General features: G+C 53.9%; 21 protein-coding genes. All 21 read left to right on the top strand.

The features are described 5' to 3' along the window. Window positions 1–8: 8 nt before the first annotated feature. The 21 genes from L2W58_RS00980 (at window position 9) to xseA (ending at window position 21,424) form a co-directional block, all read left to right on the top strand. A complete protein-coding gene (locus L2W58_RS00980) occupies window positions 9–2,471 on the top strand; it encodes a Lon protease family protein (protein WP_236101097.1) in 2,463 nt (820 codons plus the stop codon). Continuing rightward, complete coding sequence (locus L2W58_RS00985) at window positions 2,468–3,187, top strand: endonuclease III domain-containing protein (protein WP_236101098.1); 720 nt, start codon at window positions 2,468–2,470, stop codon at window positions 3,185–3,187. Before L2W58_RS00980 ends, L2W58_RS00985 begins: the two co-directional genes overlap by 4 nt. Before the next feature lie 19 nt (window positions 3,188–3,206). Further along, complete coding sequence (locus L2W58_RS00990) at window positions 3,207–4,901, top strand: GspE/PulE family protein (protein WP_476700525.1); 1,695 nt, start codon at window positions 3,207–3,209, stop codon at window positions 4,899–4,901. A gap of 11 nt (window positions 4,902–4,912) precedes the next feature. Continuing rightward, window positions 4,913–6,004, top strand: a complete 1,092-nt coding sequence (locus tag L2W58_RS00995; protein ID WP_236101101.1) for a type IV pilus twitching motility protein PilT — start codon at window positions 4,913–4,915, stop codon at window positions 6,002–6,004. A 14-nt stretch (window positions 6,005–6,018) separates the two neighbouring features. Further along, window positions 6,019–7,272 carry a type II secretion system F family protein gene (locus tag L2W58_RS01000; protein WP_236101103.1) on the top strand — a complete coding sequence of 418 codons (1,254 nt, stop codon included), beginning with the start codon at window positions 6,019–6,021 and terminating at the stop codon, window positions 7,270–7,272. A 77-nt stretch (window positions 7,273–7,349) separates the two neighbouring features. Then, entirely contained in the window at window positions 7,350–7,811 is a 462-nt protein-coding gene (locus tag L2W58_RS01005) for a type II secretion system protein (RefSeq protein WP_236101105.1), read from the top strand. Between the two features lie 4 nt (window positions 7,812–7,815). Next, window positions 7,816–8,199 (top strand): type IV pilus modification PilV family protein, encoded by a 384-nt coding sequence (locus tag L2W58_RS01010; RefSeq protein ID WP_236101106.1) that lies wholly within the window; start codon window positions 7,816–7,818, stop codon window positions 8,197–8,199. After that, window positions 8,196–9,071: a PilW family protein gene (locus L2W58_RS01015; RefSeq protein ID WP_236101107.1), complete on the top strand. Its 876-nt coding sequence runs from the start codon at window positions 8,196–8,198 to the stop codon at window positions 9,069–9,071. Before L2W58_RS01010 ends, L2W58_RS01015 begins: the two co-directional genes overlap by 4 nt. Further along, window positions 9,068–9,646 (top strand): hypothetical protein, encoded by a 579-nt coding sequence (locus L2W58_RS01020; RefSeq protein ID WP_236101108.1) that lies wholly within the window; start codon window positions 9,068–9,070, stop codon window positions 9,644–9,646. Before L2W58_RS01015 ends, L2W58_RS01020 begins: the two co-directional genes overlap by 4 nt. A 14-nt stretch (window positions 9,647–9,660) precedes the next feature. Then, window positions 9,661–12,831: a pilus assembly protein gene (locus L2W58_RS01025; RefSeq protein WP_236101109.1), complete on the top strand. Its 3,171-nt coding sequence runs from the start codon at window positions 9,661–9,663 to the stop codon at window positions 12,829–12,831. A 350-nt stretch (window positions 12,832–13,181) separates the two neighbouring features. Further along, window positions 13,182–14,126, top strand: coding sequence for a type IV pilus biogenesis protein PilM (gene pilM, locus L2W58_RS01030; protein ID WP_236101110.1), 945 nt, complete (start codon window positions 13,182–13,184; stop codon window positions 14,124–14,126). Further along, window positions 14,123–14,698, top strand: coding sequence for a PilN domain-containing protein (locus L2W58_RS01035; RefSeq protein WP_236101111.1), 576 nt, complete (start codon window positions 14,123–14,125; stop codon window positions 14,696–14,698). The genes pilM and L2W58_RS01035 overlap by 4 nt, the downstream gene beginning before the upstream one ends. Beyond that, a complete protein-coding gene (locus L2W58_RS01040; RefSeq protein WP_236101112.1) occupies window positions 14,695–15,204 on the top strand; it encodes a hypothetical protein in 510 nt (169 codons plus the stop codon). Before L2W58_RS01035 ends, L2W58_RS01040 begins: the two co-directional genes overlap by 4 nt. Before the next feature lie 6 nt (window positions 15,205–15,210). Further along, window positions 15,211–15,810 carry a hypothetical protein gene (locus tag L2W58_RS01045; protein WP_236101113.1) on the top strand — a complete coding sequence of 200 codons (600 nt, stop codon included), beginning with the start codon at window positions 15,211–15,213 and terminating at the stop codon, window positions 15,808–15,810. Window positions 15,811–15,831: 21 nt separating this feature from the next. Beyond that, complete coding sequence (locus L2W58_RS13150; RefSeq protein WP_236101115.1) at window positions 15,832–17,544, top strand: type II secretion system protein GspD; 1,713 nt, start codon at window positions 15,832–15,834, stop codon at window positions 17,542–17,544. 96 nt (window positions 17,545–17,640) lie between these two features. Then, complete coding sequence (gene efp / locus L2W58_RS01055; RefSeq protein ID WP_236101116.1) at window positions 17,641–18,213, top strand: elongation factor P; 573 nt, start codon at window positions 17,641–17,643, stop codon at window positions 18,211–18,213. A gap of 30 nt (window positions 18,214–18,243) precedes the next feature. Further along, window positions 18,244–18,684 carry a CD1247 N-terminal domain-containing protein gene (locus tag L2W58_RS01060; protein ID WP_236101117.1) on the top strand — a complete coding sequence of 147 codons (441 nt, stop codon included), beginning with the start codon at window positions 18,244–18,246 and terminating at the stop codon, window positions 18,682–18,684. A gap of 7 nt (window positions 18,685–18,691) precedes the next feature. Next, complete coding sequence (locus tag L2W58_RS01065; protein WP_236101118.1) at window positions 18,692–19,243, top strand: Asp23/Gls24 family envelope stress response protein; 552 nt, start codon at window positions 18,692–18,694, stop codon at window positions 19,241–19,243. 51 nt (window positions 19,244–19,294) lie between these two features. Then, window positions 19,295–19,777, top strand: coding sequence for a hypothetical protein (locus L2W58_RS01070; RefSeq protein ID WP_236101120.1), 483 nt, complete (start codon window positions 19,295–19,297; stop codon window positions 19,775–19,777). Then, entirely contained in the window at window positions 19,774–20,205 is a 432-nt protein-coding gene (gene nusB / locus L2W58_RS01075) for a transcription antitermination factor NusB (RefSeq protein ID WP_236101121.1), read from the top strand. The genes L2W58_RS01070 and nusB overlap by 4 nt, the downstream gene beginning before the upstream one ends. Further along, window positions 20,198–21,424: an exodeoxyribonuclease VII large subunit gene (gene xseA, locus L2W58_RS01080; RefSeq protein WP_236101122.1), complete on the top strand. Its 1,227-nt coding sequence runs from the start codon at window positions 20,198–20,200 to the stop codon at window positions 21,422–21,424. The genes nusB and xseA overlap by 8 nt, the downstream gene beginning before the upstream one ends.

Raw genomic sequence — 21,424 nt, forward strand, 5'->3', positions numbered from 1 at the left:
GAGTTTTTATGTCTTTAAAGGAATTGTTGCGTCTAGACCCCGAGGCGGTCAGAAGGACTACCGACCCCTCCTCGCTGGACTGTTCCTCGACCGAGGAGGTCGATTGCCTCACCGGTTTCATAGGTCAGGAGAGGGCTGTCCGTTCCATGGAGTTCGGTCTCTCGGTCAACAGCAAGGGATACAACATCTTCGTCGTCGGCAACTCAGGCAGCGGCAGGACGACCTATGCCCTGGACAGCCTCAGAAAAAAGGCGAAGGAGATGGATGTACCGGACGATCTGGTATATGCCTATAACTTCGACAATCCCGGGGAACCTGTGGCCTTATTTCTTCCCGCCGGACAGGGAAAGGCCATGGAGTCCGCCTTTGAAAATCTTATAGACGAGCTGAAGAGCGTCATAAACAAAGCCTTCGAAAAGGGGCACTACGAGGACACCAAGGCCCAGGAGGTCAAGGCCTTCCAGGAAGAGGTAAACGAGAAGATGGAGGAGGTCAAGGCCTGGGCCTGGGAAAGAGGCTTCTCCGTCAAGAGAACCCCTCAGGGATTCGTGAACATCCCCTTGACCGACGACGTAGACGAAGAGGGCAACTCCACCAGGAGGGAAATACAGCCTGAAGAGTTCGAGGCCCTTAGCGAGGACAGACAAAAGGAGCTCCAGAAGGAATCGGAGGAGATATCCCAGAAGACCCTGGGAGTTCTCAGGGATATCAGGGACAAGGAGAAAGACCTCAAGAAGAAGATAAGCGAGCTGGAGTCGGAGATATGCAGAAACGCCATTCAGCCCGCCATAGACGACGTCAGAGAGCGTTTCGGCGTTAACGACAAGGTCCTCGGCTGGATAGACGCCTATACCTCCAGCGTCATAGACAACTTCGGTGTGTTCGTGGCGTCGGCCAGGGACGACAATACCGAGGTCGATTTCAGCGTCTATCAGGTAAACCCCATAGTGTCCAACGACCCGGAAGACGGAGCTCCCGTCATATGGGAGACCAACCCGACCTACTATAACCTCATGGGAAAGGTCGAGTACGAAAGCCGCCAGGGATATCTCTATACCGACTTCAACAAAATAGTGGCAGGAGCCATACTCAAGGCCAACGGAGGATTTCTCGTTTTGGACGTGGACCTGCTTTTGAGAAACTTCATGTCCTACGAGGGACTCAAGAGGGTTTTGAGAACAGGAACCCTCCACATAGAGAACCTGGGCGAACAGTACGGCGCCGTTCCCATGTCGTCCCTCCGTCCGGAGGGAGTGGACATATCGGTCAAGGTCGTGTTGGTCGGTACCCACTATCTGTACCATCTGCTTCAGTACTACGATCCAGAGTTCCGCAAGATGTTCAAACTTCGGGCGGAGTTCACCTCCGACATGGAGAGGACCGCCTGTACCGAGCACCAGATGGCCCAATTCATAACCACGGTCGTCAAAAGAGAGAAGGGGCCTCATTTCACCGCCGAGGCGGTCGCACAGGTCATAGATTGGTCGGCCCGCCTCTCCGGGGATAAGGACCGCCTGTCCATACAGTTCAACCGGATAATAGAGGTCATAGTGGAGGCCATAACATGGGCCAAGCTGGACAAGGCTGAGCTTGTCTCCAGGAGCCACGTGAGAAAGGCGATAGAGGAAACCCGCTATCGAGCCAGTTTGGTGGAGGAGCGGATCCGTCGTGCCTTCGTGGACGGGGTCATAAGGATAGACACCGAGGGAGAGGCGATCGGACAGATAAACGGACTGGCCGTCATAGACCTCGGAGACTATGCCTTCGGACATCCCGCCAGGATAACCGCCAACACATACATGGGCAAGGAGGGAGTGGTCAACATCGAGAGGGAGACCGCCATGGCCGGCCCCATCCACAACAAAGGTCACCTCACCTTGAACAGCTATCTCGGCATGAAATACGCCCAGGATATGCCCCTGACCCTGTCGGCCAGCATATCCTTCGAGCAGAATTACGGAGGCATAGAGGGAGATAGCGCATCCTCCACCGAGCTCTACAGCCTTTTATCCTCTTTGGCGGAGGTCCCTATAGATCAGTCCATAGCCGTCACCGGATCGGTGGACCAGTTCGGAAACATCCAGCCGATAGGAGGGGTAAACGAGAAGGTGGAGGGGTTTTTCTCCTATTGCAAGGAGAGAGGGCTCACCGGCTCCCAGGGAGTGATAATACCCCATCAGAACGAACGGCATCTCATGTTGAACGAGGAGGTCGTAGAGGCCATAGAGGACGGGCTGTTCCACGTCTGGAAGGTGCACTCGGTGGACGAGGGAATAGAGGTGCTCACTGGGATACCTGCAGGAAATCCCAACAAGAGGGGCAATTATCCCAAAAACTCCATACACGGTAAGGTCAAGGCCAAGCTCAAGAAGTGGATGAAGGACGCCGCCAGAATACACAAGGAAATGTCCGGAACGGCGGATAAATCGGTAAAAGCCAAGAAGAATAAGGTGGAGGAACAGCTACTGTGAGCAGACTTCTGTCCGAGGTGGGGGGCGGGTTACTCAGCTCGTTTTCTTCAGTCGGGGACGATCTTCTATCGGTGCTCGATGTGCTGGAGGAACTGTGGGGTCAGGAAAAGAACCCCATGGTCTCCGCCTTCGACGATCCCCTGGACGGGCTGATGTTGACAATCCTGTCTCAGAACACGAACGACAACAACAGAGACAGGGCCTTCGATAAATTGAAGGCCCTGTATCCCCTTTGGGAGGACGTCGCGGCGGTCACCCCCGACGAACTGGCCGACGCCATAAGGGTCGCCGGCATCGCCAACGTCAAGGCCGCTCGAATGCTGGACGTGCTGAAGATAATCCACGACGAGCTTGGCGAATACGGTCTGACGAGGCTGAAAGAGCGGGAACCGGACGGCGTAAGGGCCTTTCTCGAGGGTCTTCCAGGCGTCGGCCCTAAGACCGCTGCCTGCGTCCTGGTCTTCGATATGGACATCCCCGCCTTCCCCGTGGACACCCATGTCGCCAGGTTCTGCCGTCGGATGGAGTGGGTTGCCCCCTCGGCTAATCCGGTAAGGATACAGGAATATATGGAGAAAATCGTCCCGGACGAGCGAAAGAAAGGCGCCCACCTCAACATCATCAGTCACGGTAAATCCATCTGTAAGGCTAGGAAACCGATCTGTTCGAGATGTCCTCTGGCGGATTCCTGTCCATCCTCGGAAACGGGGAGATAAAGTCCTTTCAGGAAAAGGAGTGTATGAGTTGGAATCGTTTAAAAACGTCAAACTCGGGGATCTTCTTATAAAGTCCAACGTCCTCACGGAAAAACAGCTCGAATCCGCTTTGGAGGAACAGAAGCAGACCGGCATGAGACTGGGAGAGATCCTCCTGAAAAACGGCAGACTGTCGGAATTTCAACTGGTGGAGGCTTTGTCTAAACAGCTTCATCTTCCGATGGTGTCCACCTCCAGATATCGTCCTATGCCGGAGGCCCTTCGGCTGATACCTCAGAACGCGGCGGAGAGGCTTCGTGTCATTCCTCTTACTATAACCGACGACGGAAACCTCATGGTGGCCACAGCCGATCCTCTGGATCTAGTGGCGGCCGACGAACTCAGGATGATATCCGGCAAGGAGATATCCTTCGGACTCTGTCCTGGTTCTCAGATACTCAGGGATCTTGGAAGGATATACACTATGCAGGAATCCCTGGACGACGCCGAGATAGAGGTGGTCGACTCCAGCTCGGAGGGCAGAGAGCTGGATCTGGGGATCGCGATCAGGGATGGTGCGGCGGCCGACGATGCCCCGGTAATAAAAATCGTCAACAACATACTGGAGCAGGGGGTCAGAGAAGGGGCCTCGGATATACACATAGAGCCTATGGAAAAAAGCACCCAGGTCCGTTTTCGCGTCGACGGACAGCTTTTCAACGCTTTGGACTTCTCCAGAGGGCTCCACCCCGCAGTGACGTCCAGAATAAAGATAATGGGTAATATAGATATATCGGAGAAGAGGAAACCTCAGGACGGAAGGATTCTGATAAGAGTCCTGGACAGAAAGGTGGACCTCCGAGTGTCCACCTTGCCCACCATCTATGGGGAGAAAACGGTCATAAGGGTCCTGGACCAGAGCAACGCAATGGTGGGTCTGGAAAAACTCGGATTCGACCAGGAGGATCGGGACAGGCTGGATCGGCTTCTAAAGATTCCCTACGGGATAATCCTCGTGACCGGTCCCACCGGAAGCGGAAAATCCACAACGCTGTACTCCTTTTTGGAGAGGATAAACAACCCCGACGTCAACATAGTGACCATCGAGGACCCGGTGGAGTACTCCATAAACGGCATAAGCCAGGTACAGGTCAGCGAAAAGGCGGGCCGAACCTTCAGCTCCGTGCTCAGAGCCATCCTGAGACAGGACCCGGACAAGATAATGGTCGGAGAGATAAGGGACGGCGAAACGGCCAATCTCGCCATAAGGGCAGCCTTGACGGGCCACCTGGTTCTGTCTACCTTGCACACCAACGACGCCACCAGTGCCCCTATTCGTCTGGAGGACATGGGGGTTCCTCCCTTTTTGGTCGCGTCCTCTCTCATCGCCGTCATAGCTCAGAGACTTGTTCGGCGCCTCTGCGAAAACTGCAAGGAAAGATACGTCATCCCCGACATTCTCTGTTCCGAACTGGGTATTCCTCAAGGATCGGAGGCCTATCGACCCCAGGGATGCGACGCCTGTCGGGGAACCGGTTATTCCGGCAGGACCTCCCTGTTCGAGATAATGGAGCTGGACGATTCCATAAAGGACGGGATCATAGACCAGGATACCGCCTCTAAAATACGAACCAAGGCTGTCAAGATGGGCATGAGAACACTCCGTGAAGCTGGCGTTTCCAAAGTCTTGGAGGGCGTCACCAGCATGGAGGAGATGATGAACGTCACGATCTAGGGGGAGATGTCATGTCCTTGTCCGTCAGAATCCACGATCTGCTGGGAGAGGTTGTAAAGAAGAGGTCCAGCGATCTTCATCTGAGCGTAGGGAACCGTCCGATAATGAGGATCGACGGGTGCCTTGTAAAGGTCTCCAACGTGGGTGTCGTAGAGGAGGACGATATGGAGACTATCCTGTCGGACGTCCTGTCCGAGGATCAGCGTGAGACCTTTTTCGAGAAGAAAGAGATGGATTTCGGCTTTTCTTTCAAAAGAGACGACCTGGAGGCCCGGTTCAGAGGAAACTGTTTCTACGAGCTGGGCAATCCCGCCATGGCCCTCAGGCTTATCCCTACGGACATAAGGACATTGGATCAACTTTTGTTGCCTCAGGCTCTCGAGTCGCTATGTGAGCAAAAAAGAGGACTGATGCTGGTCACAGGGCCCACCGGACACGGGAAAAGCACCACGTTGGCGGCGTGCATCCAGCACATAAATTTGACCCGAAAGGAACATATAATAACCATAGAGGATCCTGTAGAATATATGTACAGGTCGGAAAACTCCGTCGTGCATCAAAGAGAGGTGGGATCCGATACAGCTTCCTTCGCCGAGGCCCTTAAAAGGGCTTTAAGACAGGACCCCGACGTCATCCTTATAGGAGAGATGCGAGATCTTGAGACCATAGGAGCGGCCATAACAGCTGCCGAGACGGGCCATCTGGTCTTCGCTACCCTACACACCAGGGATGCCTCTCAGTCTATCGACAGGATGATAGACGTATTTCCTCCCCATCAACAGCAGCAGATAAGGCTTCAGCTTGCGTCATCGCTGATAGGGATCTGCTCTCAGCAGCTTATCCCTATGCCGGGGGGCGGCCGAGTGGTGGCTACCGAACTGCTCAGGGTGAATCCGGCGGTGAGAAACTGCATAAGAGAGGGTAAGACGGGTCAGATCAAGACCATAATGCAGACTGGCTCGGAGGTCGGAATGCATTCCATGGAGCAGGATCTGTCTCGACTGGTGTTAAAGGGCATGTTGACTTTCGAACAGGCCGGAACCTATGCCTACGATCGCAAGGACTTCGAGCGCCTCGTGTTCGAGGCCGACGATCTTGGATAAGGCGGTGATTGGCCGTGAAATATCGTTATAAGGCGAGAGCCTCGGACGGGAAAATAGACGTGGGAGTTATAGAGGCCAACGACACCCGATCCGTGGTCGCTCAGATTCGAAAGAAAGGCATGCTGCCAGTCTCCATAGAGGAGGGAGGCGGATCGGTAAAAGATAAGGATCGATCGTCAGGAGGTTCCCGGTTCTCTTCGTCGGAGGGACTTTTCGGTCGGCTTCAGAGGATCGGTACGGTGCCGTTGAAGGATAAGGCGGTTTTCTTTCGCCAACTGGCCACTATGGTAAGAGCCGGGGTCAACCTGGGATCCTCTCTGGATATACTGGCGGAACAGACTAAAAACAAGATACTCACCGATGGTATCTCCAAGGTCAAGAGAATGGTCGACGGAGGGCAATCCCTCAGCTACTCGATGGGGAAGCTACCGGTCTTCCCCCCTCTGTCCATATCCATAATCCAGGCCGGAGAGGAAGGGGGATCTCTGGACACCAGTCTCGAGAGGGTGGCCGATTTTCTGGAGCGTCAGGACGCCCTCAAGAAAAAGATCGTCTCCGCCGTAACCTATCCCGCGGTGGTGATGGCCTTCTCGTTGTTCGTTCTCTATCTCCTGATAACCGTGGTCATGCCCAAGTTCGCGACGGTATTCACCAACCTGAAAATAGAGTTGCCCTGGGCGACGAGGACGATGTTCTCCTTCGGACTCTGGATGGCCGATAACTGGGTGTATTTCGTCCTCTCCGTGGCGGGGCTCGTAGCCGCTACGATATTTCTAGCTCGGTGGGGTAGGACCAAACCCTTCATGGACAGGGTCAAACTGAAGTTGCCTATCTTCGGAGACCTGATATTCAGGGCGGGAATGGCCAGATCCACCAGAACTCTGGCGTCCCTCACCCATTCGGGTATCCCCATTCTCCAGGCCCTGGACATGACGTCTCGTATCGCGGGAAACACGGTATTCGAGGGGGCGTTCAAGGTTTTGGAGCGATCCGTCAGGAAGGGGGCCGGTCTGGGCGAGACCGCCAGAAACGTCAAGCTGTTTCCCCCCATGGTGGCCCATATGCTCAGCGTAGGGGAGGAGACCGGCCAGGTGGACGAGATGCTCAACAAGGTGGCCGACTGGTTCGAGCTAGAACTGGACGAGAAGATAAAGAGGCTCACGTCCATACTGGAGCCCCTTCTGATAGTCTTCGTAGGAGGAATAGTGGCCTTGGTGGCTCTCGCCATCTTTTCACCTATCGTTACGGCCATACAGGAGATGCTTTAAGGCTGGACCAATCAAGTGTGTGATGCTATATTCGGCATATAGATAAAAACATAAAAATAAATGGGAGGAATGTGAACATGAAGATGAGCGATAACGTAAAGGCAAAGAGAGCGAGAAAGGCAAGAGGGTTTACTCTGGTCGAGCTGCTGATAGTCATAATAATCATCGGCATACTGGCCGGAGGAATGCTTCTGGTTGCCGGAAGCGGAACCGACAAGGCCAACGCCACCAAGATAGTCAGCGACCTTAGGAGCCTAAAGTCCGCAGCGCTTATGTACTACGCCGACAACAACGCGTGGCCTGCTGAAGGTGACGTTAAGGACGTGTTGGGAAAGTACATGGACAGAGAGCTTGTTGCAGGAGACTATGAGTATAAAGTAGTGTCCTTCGACATGGTAGGGTATAAGGGGGATTTGGTTACTAATGAAGAAGGCGTGAGAGAGAAATTGACGTCCATGGCAACTGAAACTGGTCTTTACAACATAAATGGGACACCATACAACGACAATAACGACGGTGTCTACATGAGGGTTCGCTAGGAGCATGTCCCGCGGCGCCTTCTCTCTCGTAGAAACCCTGATAGCCATGCTAATACTGGCGGTCGCCCTGGTCGGTCTGGCGGTAGTTCCGATAGCCACCACCAGGTTGATGGTCCATGGCGCGGAGAGGGAGAGGGCTACGTCGGTTGCCATGACCAGGCTTGAGGAGGTGGAGGGGGTCCGTCTGGACTCCTCCTCCATCCCCGCCTGGGTCGTGGTGACCAGCGACGACAGAGGCTACCTGTGGAATCGAACGGTCCATAGCTCCGCCAGTTCGGACCTCTGGACTGTTACAGTCGAGGTCGAGTGGTCGGGGCTAATGGGAAGCGGATCTCTGTCGGTCTCCCGGGATTACGGACCTTTTTCCGTCAGAGGAGGTTCCCTATGATCCGTGTCTACGAAAAGGGGACGAAAAAAAAGAGGGCCTTCACCTTGCTGGAGGTCTTGATTGCGTTGTTGATAACCTCGCTCGTGGCCGGATCAGCAGTATCCCTCCTTTACACTTATTTGAGAAATTACGAGCAGTCCTCGGAGTACACGACCGCCCTTGAAAAGGGGCAGATGGTCCTGGCCTATCTGGAGTCCGCGGTCTTATCCGCCGGGCTGGGATTGCCATCCGATCCTGGCGGCTATTCTCACTGCGTCGAAAGCGATTCTCTTTTGAAATCCTGGGGCGCTCCTGTCTCCATAGTTGACGAAGGGAAAAGAATTCGGTTGGTTTATGCCGTCCCCCTGGACGTCGTGACCTCTGCGATGACCGACTTCTCCCCCGGAGGTTCGACCTCGGTTTCTCTTACCGGTAACGTCGGTGGGATGACCTTGGAACAGGCATATCTCTCCAAGTCCTCAGGGCAGAGATGGGTATCATTTTTGTCCGTAGAGGCCCCCTTTGTAACAGATTCAAACGGCAACCCTCTGGATCTGGTTTTCAGAGGAAAATCTCCGGCGACGTCCGCCCAGCATGACCCTCTTATCATGATTAGGACCATGGAAGCCTACGCCTCCGGCGGGGTCTTCTACGTAAATGACAATAACGTGTCATCTCAGCCGGTGGTAAAGGGGGTCCTGAAGGTGTTCTTCGAAGAGCTTCCCGGAAATGTGCTAAAGGTCAGCGTGTTGACCAGAGGGGATGTCAGGGAAGACAGCCCCGTACCTCAGGAAAACCTGCCGTGGCCTGATGCCGGCGATATGCCCACCGCGGACGACTATCGCTATCGGTTGAGTATGACGACCTCTTTTTGGCGGGTGAGAAACAGATGAGGCGTTCCGGCTTTTCTCTGGTTTTGGTGCTGATAGTCTTGACGGTTGGATCCGCCTTCGTCTTTGCCTCTCTCTACATAGTGGAGAATTTCCACAGAAGCTCCTCGAGGTCGATAAGAAGGATGGAGATGTACAGCATGGCCGTTTCGGAAATTGAACACATGAAGGCCTGGTTGACTCTGGAGCTTGAGGATAAGCCCTTCCCCCTGATGAAATATCACGGCGGATATTTCTCCTCCTGGGACGAAGATCCCGACGACGGCGTCTCCTTCGACGTCCTGCTGGCCAGGGTTGACGATTTCCCCATGATACGCGACGGGTCCACGGGTAACTTGACGTCCAAAACGGCGGTCTACGACCTGGTGTATAGGGACAGCGGACTTGCCTATATTGCCGGTTTGCCTCCCAGGCGTTCGGGTGAGTTGCACGTCGCTTCGGAGGGGGAATCCGAAAAGGAGGAGAACTACGGAGGAAACGTAGAGGGGCTGTCGGTATATCTAGTAAGGACTACAGTAAGGGACGATCAGGGGTTTCACATCACGCTGGAACAGACCGTGGAAAAATCGCAGAATTGAGGAGGTAGATTGTGATGAAAGGTACCGCAGCCTTTAAATATTTTATCGCGTCTTTTCTGTCCTCTTTGTTCCTCTCCCCCTTCGTCGCTGCCGCCTCAGACCTTCCCAGCGTATTCAAGCCCGTTCCGGAGGAATATTCCACCCCCGTCCCTCCAAACGTCCTTCTGCTCATCGATACGAGCGGCTCAATGCTGTTCGATCTTGAGGGGGATACCACTCACGGTGACGGAAGCAAGCCCTTTAGCGATCAATATTATTACGGAAGGGACACCGACCCCGGCAACAACGATCCCGACGACGGTTCTCTATCGTATTATCCTCCCGTAACCTATCTGTCCGACGAAGAGGTGTCCGATCTTCGATATGATACTCTTCTTGGCCTCATGGGACGAAAGGGGAATCGCTACCTGCACCCCAACGACAGCAGGATGTACATATTGAAGAAGGTCCTCTGGTCCATCTTCACAGACCCCTCCATGGTGGAGGGCTTGAAGATAGGTTTATGTACCTATCATCAAAGAGAGAGATATGGCGTTCCGGGAAGCGGATATGTCTCCTATGAGTTCCCCTCTTACTGGGGGGGGTGGTACTGGGAAAGACAGAGGCTCTCCTGGCAACCCACAGGCGAAAGCAAGGCGCTTATGAGATTGGGGCTGGACGTAATAGGTCCTTTTTTCTATGCTCCGTCGAACTTTTACGGCGGCGTGCCGGACGGTAAGCTGGGGACAAGCCACTGGTACGACCTTCTGGCCCTGATAGACGGAGTGGAGACCTCCGAAAACGACGAGTTGAGAGCCGTCGGTGGCACTCCCTTAGAGAGATCCATCCTTTCCAGAGGCAATAATCCCAAAAATTGCGCCTATGCCTTCATTCAGTCGGAGATAGAGTACCCCTGTCAGGACAACTGGTTGATAGTCCTCACCGACGGAGAGGACTCCGATCCCAGAGCCAAACCGGAGGACGCTGTCGAAAAACTCTACCGGGCCAACCTAGACGATCCCGACTGGCCTAACCCGTATGGAAAAAAAGCTCGGCCGGTCAGGACCTTTGTGATAGGTTTAGTCGATTTTCAGTCTGATACACTCGACGCGATGGCTGACGAGGGACGGGCTTGGGAGGTGGACGAGAGCATAAAGAAGACCGCCTATTACGCTACAGATACGGACTCCCTCCTGGAGGCGTTTCGAACTATCTTCAGGTTGATACAGAATGGCAGATCGTCCTCGGTTCCTCCCGACGTTCAGACGAACTTGTCCGAGGAGGGCGATATCGTCTATGCGGCCTCTTTCCTCCCTAGAACCGACGGTGCATGGCCGGGCTATCTCTACAAGAAAAGACTGACGTCTCCCGACGGATATGAGACTATTTGGGATGGATCGGAAGGGCTGCCTCGGTGGGACAGGCGGAATATATATCATGCTCCTTGGTACGATTTTTCCGGTGAGTCCCTTTCCGGCAGCAATCTAAAGAGGTTTCCTACGGGAGGGACGGAGGCTTCCTCCGTGGCCTACCAAGCCGGCGTGAGCGATTCCGATTCGGCTAATTTCGTCCGTTGGGTTCGAGGTGGAAGTTGGAATCATAACTCCGACAGGGTCTCTCCTATGGTGGATCTCTACAGGGGGGATATCTTGCTGATGGAAGGTCCTCCCGGGACCAGGTCCGACCCCGATTTTAGCTCTTTCGTCTATGAAAACCGCTCCAGAGACGTGGTGCTCTTTTCTCAGGGGAACGGCGGGATTTTGCAGTTTTTTGACGACGAGACAGGCAGGGAGTTTCTGGGGATTATCCCTCCCAATCTTCTTTGCCGTTCCCGTCTTGCCGGATTAGTGGACAACCCGGTAGAACCCGAGATGGGAAGTTCCAGGTATCTTCTGGCCGGTCCCATAGTGGTGGAGGACGTTAAGATAGAGACTCCCTACGGGGTTACCGGAGAGAGATACAGAACTATCTTGCTGGGGTCCCTCGGCTACGGCGGTTCCGGCCTTTACGCTTTGGACGTCACCGATCCCGTCAAGCCCCGTTTCATATGGGCCAGAGATAGCTTGGTCTACTCGGACAACGGTTTTATCCCTGAAGATAACGGGCTGGTGTGGAGTTACTCTCAGAAAGGATCCCACCTTACTTCCGGGGATAACGCAGTCCCATCCCTCAGGAGGGTGATAGGAAAGCCTTTTATCGGATGGATAGACGACGGCTGGGAGAGAAAATGGCTCGCCCTGTTCGGAGCCGGAGCGGGCAGCACTGTAAGATCCTCGGATGGAGCTATCTCCTTTCAACACGTCGACGATCAGGGGGGAAGGGCCATATACGCTTTGGACGTCTCCGACGGATCGGTGTTTAAAACCATCTCAGACGACAGAATGGGGCAGGTCATCGCCGATGTGGCCGTCAGCAAGGGGGATGGAAGGCCCGACTATCTCAGAATATCCCGTTCCTACGTCGGTGATACCGAAGGACAGCTGTGGCGCCTCAATTGGGAGGGGAACGATCCCTACAGCTGGAGTCTAGACATGATAGGGGACCTGGCGGATGGAGAGGATCGGCCTCCTCTGGTGCACGGGGTGGACCTCTCCTTGAAGAACGGACGGAGATGGATCTTTGCCGCTACGGGAGATCCTTACGATCTTGTCCCTAGAGGGTCCGATCGCCCTGGCTCGAATTGTCTGGTAGGCTTTAAGGAGCCGGACTCGGAATCCGGAAAGATAGCCAGGGAAGACCTCAAGGTTTTGGTCTTTAACGACGACCTTCTTGACGAGGACGATAGAGAGCCGGGATGGATTATACCCTTGGAGAGAGGGGAGTTCTCAACGACCCCGCCTTTGATCTACAGGGGAAAGTTTTTTGGAAGCACCTACATAGCTTCTCAGGGGAATCCCTGCGAGCCGGGGATCGCTAAGCTTTACATGTTGAAAGCTTTTGACGGAGCTGGGGCCTTTTCGGGAAAGTCCAGGAGTCTATCTTTGCCTGGCATTAAGATAACCGGAATGGAGGTCAAGAACGGAAAGGTCGTGATGGGAGTCCTTAATCCCGGCGGTAAGGAAGAAGATGAATTTGATCTTCCCGAGGGGCTGGGTGCTAAAATGGATTCAGACGGAGCTGTCCTCTCCATAGAGGTTCCCGATGATGAAGAGGGGGGCTCGAATGGGGACGTTATGCGTTCCGGATACTGGAGGAGGTTATGGTGACTCTTAAGGGAAAAACCAGGATCGCAGGGTTTCTTTTTCTGTATTTGTGTTGTCTGGCGTTGCTCCCTAAACGTGCAAGTGCCGAGGCTTTCGAGATCACCGGAACGATAACGCGAGTGGAGCGTTCAGCGAAGATTTTCTATTTGAGTCAGGAAGGCGAAATAGTACTCCCCATCCACTGGGACGATAAAACGTCCTTTTTCGACGTGGATGATAGCAGGATTTCGTCCGAACGTTTCTTTGATCTCTTTTTCGACAGTTCGACGTGGGTTTCCGTGGAGGCTGGACAAGAGGGAATGTTCGCTTTGTCCGCTTCGGTAGCTTTGGAAATACAGTGACGGAGGTTTTCAATGGCTTTATGGAATAGAAAAAAGACCAAAAACGGCTTTGCCGGCTTAGCCATAATGACCAACGGGATATATTACCTTGAAATCCTTCGATCCAATTCGATGCTGACGGTCAACCATTATGAGTTCGTCAGTTACGGCCACGGAGCGGTGAAGCAGGATTCCTTGGTGGATCAGGATGAGGTTGAGAGGGCCATTAAGGAGCTGTCGGATAGAATAGGCGGTTTTAGCTTTGACGTATCTCTTGGAGTTCCCTCCAGAGACGTCATGATAAAGAACGTCGATTTTCCCGATATGGATACGGAGATGGCCAAAGATGTCCTCCATTGGGAGTTCGACAAAAACTTCCCCTTCGACGCCTCGGAGGCCCTTTATGATTCGGACGTCATAGAATTGCCCGACGGGGGAAAACAGGATCGCGTTCACCTGGTGGTGGCCGCCGTAAGGAAGAGCAAGATGCAGGGATTTCTTGAGAAGCTGGTCGAGTCGGGGGTCCCCTTATCATCGGTGGAACCAAACAACGTAGCCGCTTTCAGGGCGATAAGCAAGGGGATGTCCTCTTCCGAACAGGGATACATGGTTCTGATAATAGCTGCGGAGTCTATTCAGGTCATGGTAGGCTTTAGGGAAAGCAGCCTTCTATTCCGTTCCGTGCCATTCCCCGCCGATTCGATGATGTCTCTCGATGAGCTGTCCAACCGGGTGGTCAGCGAGATTCAGGCCACAGGCAACTACGTTCGTACCCTTTTTAGGGGTATTCAATTGGATACCGTGCTTTTTGCCGGAGATATGTCCGTGAGGGAACAGATCGTCAAAAGGCTGGAGGACGAGTTTGATTTTTCGGTAAAGAGCGTCGATCCTTGGTTGAAATGGGGCATATCCGATTCGCCCGAGGAAACCGGCGATTCCGATGTGGTCGTTGGTTTGGCTGTGAGGGATCTGCCATGACCGTTCGTCTTAACCTCCTGCCTCCGGAGCTGCGTCCGGTAGAGAAGTCCAACAAGGTCAATCTGGTCAAGATCTTGGCCATGTCGATTTCCGCCGCGGCTATGGTCGTCTGTATCGGGGTCCTGTTCAGCGGTATCCTGCGTTCCTATTCGTTACAGAAAAAAATAGACGAAACCGAGAGCAGGAAAGAGGCCCTTTCCATTCAGTCGGTCAATCTCATCTCGGAACTGGAACGACTCAGAGAGAAGGAAAGTCTGGTGGCGGCGACTCTGAAGCTTTTACACGGGGATCTTCCTCTTCTGGAGATATTCAGACAGATAGAGCTTTCCTTGCCCGATGGAGTCTGGCTGGAGTCATTGAGAGCCGAGCCGGGGAAGCTTCAGATAAACGGGTTTTCCTATAACGAAAACGATGTGGTCCTGTTCGCTACCGGGTTGATGGAATCGCCGGCGATATCGCAGGTCGGCTTTCCCAATACCAGGAGGGTCTCCAACGAGGGGACAAGCTTGGTCGAGTTTCGTCTTTTATGCACGGTCTCTGATTTCAAGATCGGTGAGGAGGTATCTCCATGACCGAGCTTAGCTGGAGGAAGGTCTTCGCGATAGCCACCTTTGCGGTTCCATTGCTGATCCTGTCCCTTGCGTTGATTTTGACCTCTCACGTGGAGCGACTTCAGGAGGAGCTTCTGTCCGTTCAGAGAGATTTTGACGTTTTAAAACGACAGACCCTGTCCACGGAGAGGCGTATATCTATGTATAAGGAGATCATCGGTCCCATCTCGGATGCCTCCGTCGTCAACAGCCCCGAAAACGAGGTCGATCTGTTTTCCCTAGTACAGAGACAGCTTACCGCTAACGGAGTTCTATCCAGGGTTATAGACGAGGCCTCTATGAAGGGGAATACCGGCGATCAAGCCGTTAAAATAAGTTTTGAGGGCCCTTATTCTTCCTTTATAAAAACTTTGGCCGATTGGAGAAGGCTCGATGTCGCTTTGAGGGTTAAGAGCCTGACCTTTGGAGGTTTTAAGGATAAGCTAGTCCGAGGCGATATAGTCTTGGAGACGGTGGCGGGGAAGTGACGTCTGATGGGGTTTAAAACTACGTGGTTGGAAGGTGCCAAAGGATGGTTTGACGATCTGCTGGAAGGCGATGAGCGGTTTTACAGGGGGGCTCGTTGGACTTTTTTTGCCTTGATCGTCGTTGCCCTTGGCTGGGGCGGGTTTTGTTTCGTCGCCCTTTGGCGGGGTGCTCATATGGCAGAGTCGGAGAGGACGGTTCGTCCGCTGGATCTATCTAGGGATAGAGAAAGATTGGAAGCCTTAGCCTTGAATTACGATTCCGTTCAGGCAGAGAGGAAGGACAGCCTTCGCCTAGCCAACGATATCATAAGGATAGGGAGAAATCCGATGGTTCGTATGGAGGCTCCTAAAAACGTACCGGTGGCCTCTACCGAGCCGTCCGTGGAGGACCTGGTCGACCTGCCTCCTCTGGTGATAGTTCGAGCCGTCATGGTTATGGGGAAAGATGCCTCCGCCGTGGTGGATATAGACGGAATAGGCAACGGTATGGTGGTGAGAAAAGGAACCACCTTTGCCGATAAAAAAGGTCGATTCCTCGCCATAGGGACCGATAAGCTGATCTTTCGTTGGAACGGAACCAACGTATCGGTTCCGGTGAATCTCTAGTCAAGTGGGAGGGCTGTCGACGTGAGAAATAAAACTATCGCATTCTTCGTTGTTCTATTTGCCTTTGTCTTTGCGCCGGGACCTCTTTTTTCGGAGCCTCTGCCGCCATCGGTTCTTTCCGGGATAACTCCTCAACAGGTAGGGGCCGACAGGATAACCGTGACCGTCCAGGGAATGAATCTACCCCGTCCCGAGGTGGCAAATCAGGACGGAGGACGTATAGATCTGATATTCAAGGGGACCACTGTCCCCTCGTCTCGCTGGGAGAGGATCTACAATTTTCCCCTTCTCTCCAAGGTTGAGATGGATCACGTAGAGGGCGGTTTAAGGGTCAGGTTCATCACCGGAGAGAAGATAGTTCTTCACTCAGTAAAGGGAGATTCTCCCTGTAACAGGGTTTTTCTAGATTTCAGAACTGTCTCGTCTTTGAACAGGGAGGATAGTTCCAAAAAGCTGAAGGAGCCCCGTAGGATTCCCACCGACGGAAGCGATCCGTTTCAGACGAACAAGAGGATTTCCGTCGACTTCCGTTCCGTAGGTATACAGGACGTCTTCAGGATGTTGGCGGACATGATGAAGGTGAACATCGTTCTGGATCCCTCTGTGGCGGAGGTTCCTCCTCTCACCATGAGATTCGACGAAGCCCCTCTTCGGGAGGTCTTCGGCTATCTCATGAGGCTTTACGGCCTCAGCTACGCCAAGGTGGGAAAAACCTTGGTGATAGGCTCTCCCGAGGGTATATCCAAGGTAATGGGAGAGGAGAAGACCAGAGTCTACGATGTGGCCTATTCTGACGTAAAAACTCTTCCGGACATGCTAGGAGGCCTCACAACCATACCGAAGGAAAAGATCACCGTGGACGAGAGACTGGGAAGGCTTTTCGTCAAGGGGTCGGAGAATCAGCTCTCCGATTTCGAGAGGGTGCTTCAGACCGTGGACGATCCAGGCAAGCAGGTCATGCTTCGTGCTAGGATAATAGAGATAAAAGACGAGGCTTCCGACGAACTCGAGACGATGCTCAACGCGGTCTACAAGCATTGGTGGCTGAGTACCAGTTCCTCCGGAGCCGAGGGTGGCTATTCTTACGTGAAGGACCCCGATACCTACGATCCTCCTACCGGAGAGAACCGACCTGGAGGTATAGAGTTTCCCGGCATAGAGATACCCGATATAGGAACTGGAGGCATTCGCCTTCTCGATACGGGACTCAAGGCTCTGGTCACGGCCAACAAAGGCAAGGTGTTGGCCAATCCTTCGGTTATAACGGTCAGTGGTCGGAAGGCGTCTATAAAGTTGGTCGAAAACCTGAAGTATATCTCCGCCAGAGACGATGCCGGGAACCCAACCTACAGCGACGAGGAGGTAGGTCCAAAGCTGGAGTTTACACCCGTGGTCGGAAGGGACGGTATTATCTCGGTGGAGCTCTCCATCTCGACTGGAGAGGTCATAGCCTGGAAGGAAGGTAACCAGGGAGAAGAATTTCCCCAGACCAGCGAGAGAGAGGTGGTTACCTCCATAAGGGTGAGAGACGGGGAGCCCTTCGTGGTCGGAGGGTTGTTCAACGAGAGACATACGGAAAACACCACCAAGATCCCTATACTGGGGGATATCCCTCTGCTGGGAGAGTTCTTCAAGTCCAAGAGCAAGACGGACGACAGAACGGAGGTCGTCATGGTTGTGATTCCCTATATATTGAACGTCGCCGACGGCCCTATAGAACGATGGGACCTTTGATTCCTTCGTCATGGGGATAATCGACGTTGACAGGTACGGTCATAAGTCCGTATTATTGTGCTATTCGAGACGCGACACGAACTAGGAGGTTCATAGATGGCACAGGTAGTGGATACAAGCAAGTTTTACCCCGGCATCAAGATATTGTGGCAGGAAGGAATGTGGGAGGTCGTAGAGTTCCAGCACCATAAGATGGGAAGAGGCGGAGCGGTTGTAAAGACCAAGCTGAGAAACCTCGATACCGGATCGATCATAGAGAACGCTTTCCGCTCCGGAGAGAAATTCGATAGGATCGTCTTCGAGGAGAAGCCCGCTCAGTTTCTATACCAGGACGGAGATAGCTATGTCTTTATGGACATGGTAAGCTACGATCAGATCTATCTTTCCACCGAGGTGCTGGGCAAGGCCATCAAATACCTGACGGACAATCTCGAAGTTACTCTGGAGATGTACGGAGAGAGGATCATGGGAATAGAGCTGCCTAACAGCGTGACCCTGAAGATCATAGAGACGTCTCCTAACTTCAAGGGAGATACCGCCTCCGGCGGTGGAAAACCCGCGACTACCGAGACGGGGCTTACCGTGACGGTGCCGATGTTCGTGGAGGTCGGAGAGGATATAGTGGTAGATACCAGGACGGGGGCTTATCTGGAACGTGCTAAAAAGTAGGTCCTCTATCGTTGTCTGAGGAGGTTCGGGATGAGTGCGAGGGAAAAGATAGCCTATATCAAGGGATTGCTCGATGCGGGAACGCCGAGGGACGATTTTGAAATGGCCCTGTACGGTGCTATCGTGGAGGCCCTCGACGCCGTAGTGGACGACATGGATCGGCAAGATGAATCCTTGGTGGCCTTGACGGAAGAACTGATGGATCTCTCCGATTACTGTGATGGTCTAGGCGAGGATCTGGACGCCATCGAGGAGGGATGGTTGGGCGATCGGGTATTGGGCCAGGAGGACATCCTCACGGCGGAGGAAGACGAACCGGAAGGGGTCGACCTCTATCGGCCGATACTTTGTCCCTACTGTTCCACCATGTTCTACTACAGACCGGACCTATGCGATGAAAACGATACAGTCCAATGTCCCAACTGCAGAAGGACCTTTGCGCCTTCCGAGGTCGAGCTCGAGGAGGAATGATTGACCTATGGATGATATGAATCACACTGTGGTCGAGACGGAAAAGACGGAGATCGTCGACGTAGAGAGCGCCGTTGCCGAGGCGGAAGGCGAACTTCCGGGAGATGTGGCCGGGAAGGTCCATATATCCGAGGATGTCATAACGGAGCTTGCCAGACAGGCTCTACAGAAGGTCACCGGAATTCAACCGGCAAGCTCCGGAATTGCTTCCAAGCTTGGGTTGGGGCGAAAGGTGACCGAGGGAGTAAAGGTCTACGTCGACGAGGGAGAGAATCCGTCCATCTCGGTCGACGCTTTTCTCATGGTGAAATACGGTCTTCGAATTCCCGACTTAGCCTGGGACGTCCAGGAGACAGTAAAGAACGAGCTGGAGGGGATGACCGGTTACGCCGTCAATTATGTGAACATATACGTTCAAGGAGTGTACTTCGACGAACCGAAAGTCGACGAGTCCTCCGGGGAAGTCGTCGAGCCAGCGGAGTCTACGGAAGAAGAACCCCGAGATGATAACGAGGCGATAGACGAGCGTTCCGAGACGCAATCAAAGGACCAGGAATAGCTTGAGGGTCGGCTCGAGTTCGAGTCGGCCTTTTTTGATTAGGAGGCCACCGTGTACGTAAAGTGGATGGACAACGGTCGAGGTAGAATCTGGCTTTCTACGTTAGGGTTGAAGGCCTTCGTGGAGAGCCATCTTCCCGAGGGCGTCAGCTGTAGGGATATCGAGTTTTTAGGTGAGAAAAATCAGATCTTTCTCTCTCTGGTCTTGAGCGATACCACGTTGTATCTTGATAAGCTGTCGACGTCGGAGGAGCTGACGGAACGTCTCGAGGCTCTCGGGCTCGATGCAGTGGTCTCGTGGAAGCACGTCTCCGACGTGGAGGGCGAGGACGGTCCGGGGTTGACGGAGCGGCCTTACTTTTGGGGCATAATCGGCGCCGTCGTTGCGGCCCTTTTGAAGCTTGGACTTAAGGGGACCCTGGAATGTCTTCTGGCAGGTGCCGCTTTTTACGGATTTGCTTTTTTCTTTCGTTCCGATAAGGGGCAGCATTGGACCTCTCGGATCGCCAGGTTTTTCAAGGAGATGATGGATTGAAGGTCGGACGAGGTCATTATAAAAAACATCGGGCCCGGGAAGTGGCTCTTCAGCTTCTCTATTCCATGGACGTGACTAAAAAACACGATGCCGAGAAAGCGTTGAACGATTTTTCCTTCGAGGATGAGATCGACATCGAGGAGGCCGTCAGAGCCCTCTTATTGGGGGTTATGGACCATCTGGAAGAGATAGACAATCTCATAAACGTCAACGTCGTGGGGTGGAGGGGAGACCGTATGGTCGCAGTGGATCATGCGGCCATACGGTTGGCCGTTTACGAAGGCCTGATAGCCCGTGTTGTCCCCGTCCCAGTGGCCATATCCGAGGCAGTGGAGCTGGTCAAGGTCTTCGGTACCGACGAATCCGGTCGGTTCGTGAACGGAGCTCTGGCCAGAATATTCCGCGCCGTTCCGGAAGACGATGAGTGAGGTCGTCCCCAACAGGGGGATCCTCTCGGTAGACGAGCTGTCCTTTAGGATAAAAGACGCTATAGAGAGTTACCCGGGAATGGGGAAAATAGCGGTCCAGGGCGAGATCGTAGACCTGAAACGACATAGCAGCGGTCATTGCTACTTCACCCTATCTGGGCAGGAGAGCCGCATAGCCGGGGTTCTCTTCAGGTCAGATGCCGCCGGGGTCGTCAAATGGCCTCGTCCCGGCGACGAGGTCGTCGTCGGTGGACGGGTGTCCTCCTATCCTCAGAGAGGGATATACCAGTTGTACGCCAGGAGGCTGTTCCCCTTGGGAAAGGGGGCCATCTCGAGGGCGAAGGAAGAGCTCAGGGCGAAGCTCTCCAAGGAGGGGATTTTCGCTCCGGAGAGGAAAAGGCCTATCCCTCCCTACCCGGAAAGGATACTGTGTATAACCTCCGCCACCGGTGCGGCTTTCAGAGACGTGGTAAAGGTTATGGGGACCAGAAATCCGTCGGTGGAGTTGGTCCTCATCCCTGCTACCGTGCAGGGAATCGACGGTCCGGACGAGATAGTCGAGGCCTTTGCGAAGGTGCCATCCCTGTTGCCTGCCGATGCGGTGTTGCTCGTCAGAGGCGGAGGAAGCAGAGGAGATCTCAATCCTTTCGACGACGAGGCGGTTGTGAGGTCCATCTCCTCCTGCCCCGTTTCGGTCGTGGTGGGGGTGGGTCATCAGGTCGACTTCACCCTGTCCGATATGGCGGCGGACAGGCGTTGTGCTACTCCCTCGGAGGCGGCAGAGGTGGTCGTCCCCGACAGGACCTACCTCTACAGCCTTCTTTCCAACGGGAAAAACCGCCTTAAAAAGGCGATGGAGAGGGAGATCGATCGACTCGCCACCCGCGTCGTCGACAGGGAGATCCTCCTGACTCGACTCGTGGTGGGAGATATCGACCGTCTTAGAAAGGACGTCGACGGTCTGTCTCGTAGAGCCGTATCTGCGACTGAAAAGACGGTCGTTTCCGAGATCGGGAGGCTTGCAGGGCTATCGGCGGCTTTGGACGGTGCCTCCCCCCTGAGGATTCTGGGAAAAGGTTACGTTTCCTGTCGAGACGAAGCTGGTACTCCCGTCTGTTCTGTGAGGTCTATGACTCCCGGTAAAAAAATATCCCTCGATTTTCTGGACGGAAGAGCCGACTGTCGAGTGGAGTCGTCGTGCGTTGTGAAAAGGAGCTGA

Source organism: Dethiosulfovibrio faecalis (genome assembly GCF_021568795.1).
Lineage (GTDB): Bacteria > Synergistota > Synergistia > Synergistales > Dethiosulfovibrionaceae > Dethiosulfovibrio > Dethiosulfovibrio faecalis.

What these genes read in the sequence shown, in the direction of transcription:
- pilM (WP_236101110.1), top strand. Translation starts at nt 13,182, where the DNA reads ATGGCTTTATGGAATAGAAAAAAGACCAAAAACGGCTTTGCCGGCTTA.
- efp (WP_236101116.1), top strand. Translation starts at nt 17,641, where the DNA reads ATGGCACAGGTAGTGGATACAAGCAAGTTTTACCCCGGCATCAAGATA.
- L2W58_RS01010 (WP_236101106.1), top strand. Translation starts at nt 7,816, where the DNA reads ATGTCCCGCGGCGCCTTCTCTCTCGTAGAAACCCTGATAGCCATGCTA.
- L2W58_RS01020 (WP_236101108.1), top strand. Translation starts at nt 9,068, where the DNA reads ATGAGGCGTTCCGGCTTTTCTCTGGTTTTGGTGCTGATAGTCTTGACG.
- L2W58_RS01005 (WP_236101105.1), top strand. Translation starts at nt 7,350, where the DNA reads ATGAAGATGAGCGATAACGTAAAGGCAAAGAGAGCGAGAAAGGCAAGA.
- L2W58_RS01040 (WP_236101112.1), top strand. Translation starts at nt 14,695, where the DNA reads ATGACCGAGCTTAGCTGGAGGAAGGTCTTCGCGATAGCCACCTTTGCG.
- L2W58_RS00995 (WP_236101101.1), top strand. Translation starts at nt 4,913, where the DNA reads ATGTCCTTGTCCGTCAGAATCCACGATCTGCTGGGAGAGGTTGTAAAG.
- L2W58_RS01025 (WP_236101109.1), top strand. Translation starts at nt 9,661, where the DNA reads ATGAAAGGTACCGCAGCCTTTAAATATTTTATCGCGTCTTTTCTGTCC.
- L2W58_RS01035 (WP_236101111.1), top strand. Translation starts at nt 14,123, where the DNA reads ATGACCGTTCGTCTTAACCTCCTGCCTCCGGAGCTGCGTCCGGTAGAG.
- L2W58_RS00980 (WP_236101097.1), top strand. Translation starts at nt 9, where the DNA reads ATGTCTTTAAAGGAATTGTTGCGTCTAGACCCCGAGGCGGTCAGAAGG.
- L2W58_RS01060 (WP_236101117.1), top strand. Translation starts at nt 18,244, where the DNA reads ATGAGTGCGAGGGAAAAGATAGCCTATATCAAGGGATTGCTCGATGCG.
- L2W58_RS01065 (WP_236101118.1), top strand. Translation starts at nt 18,692, where the DNA reads ATGGATGATATGAATCACACTGTGGTCGAGACGGAAAAGACGGAGATC.
- L2W58_RS01045 (WP_236101113.1), top strand. Translation starts at nt 15,211, where the DNA reads ATGGGGTTTAAAACTACGTGGTTGGAAGGTGCCAAAGGATGGTTTGAC.
- L2W58_RS01015 (WP_236101107.1), top strand. Translation starts at nt 8,196, where the DNA reads ATGATCCGTGTCTACGAAAAGGGGACGAAAAAAAAGAGGGCCTTCACC.
- xseA (WP_236101122.1), top strand. Translation starts at nt 20,198, where the DNA reads ATGAGTGAGGTCGTCCCCAACAGGGGGATCCTCTCGGTAGACGAGCTG.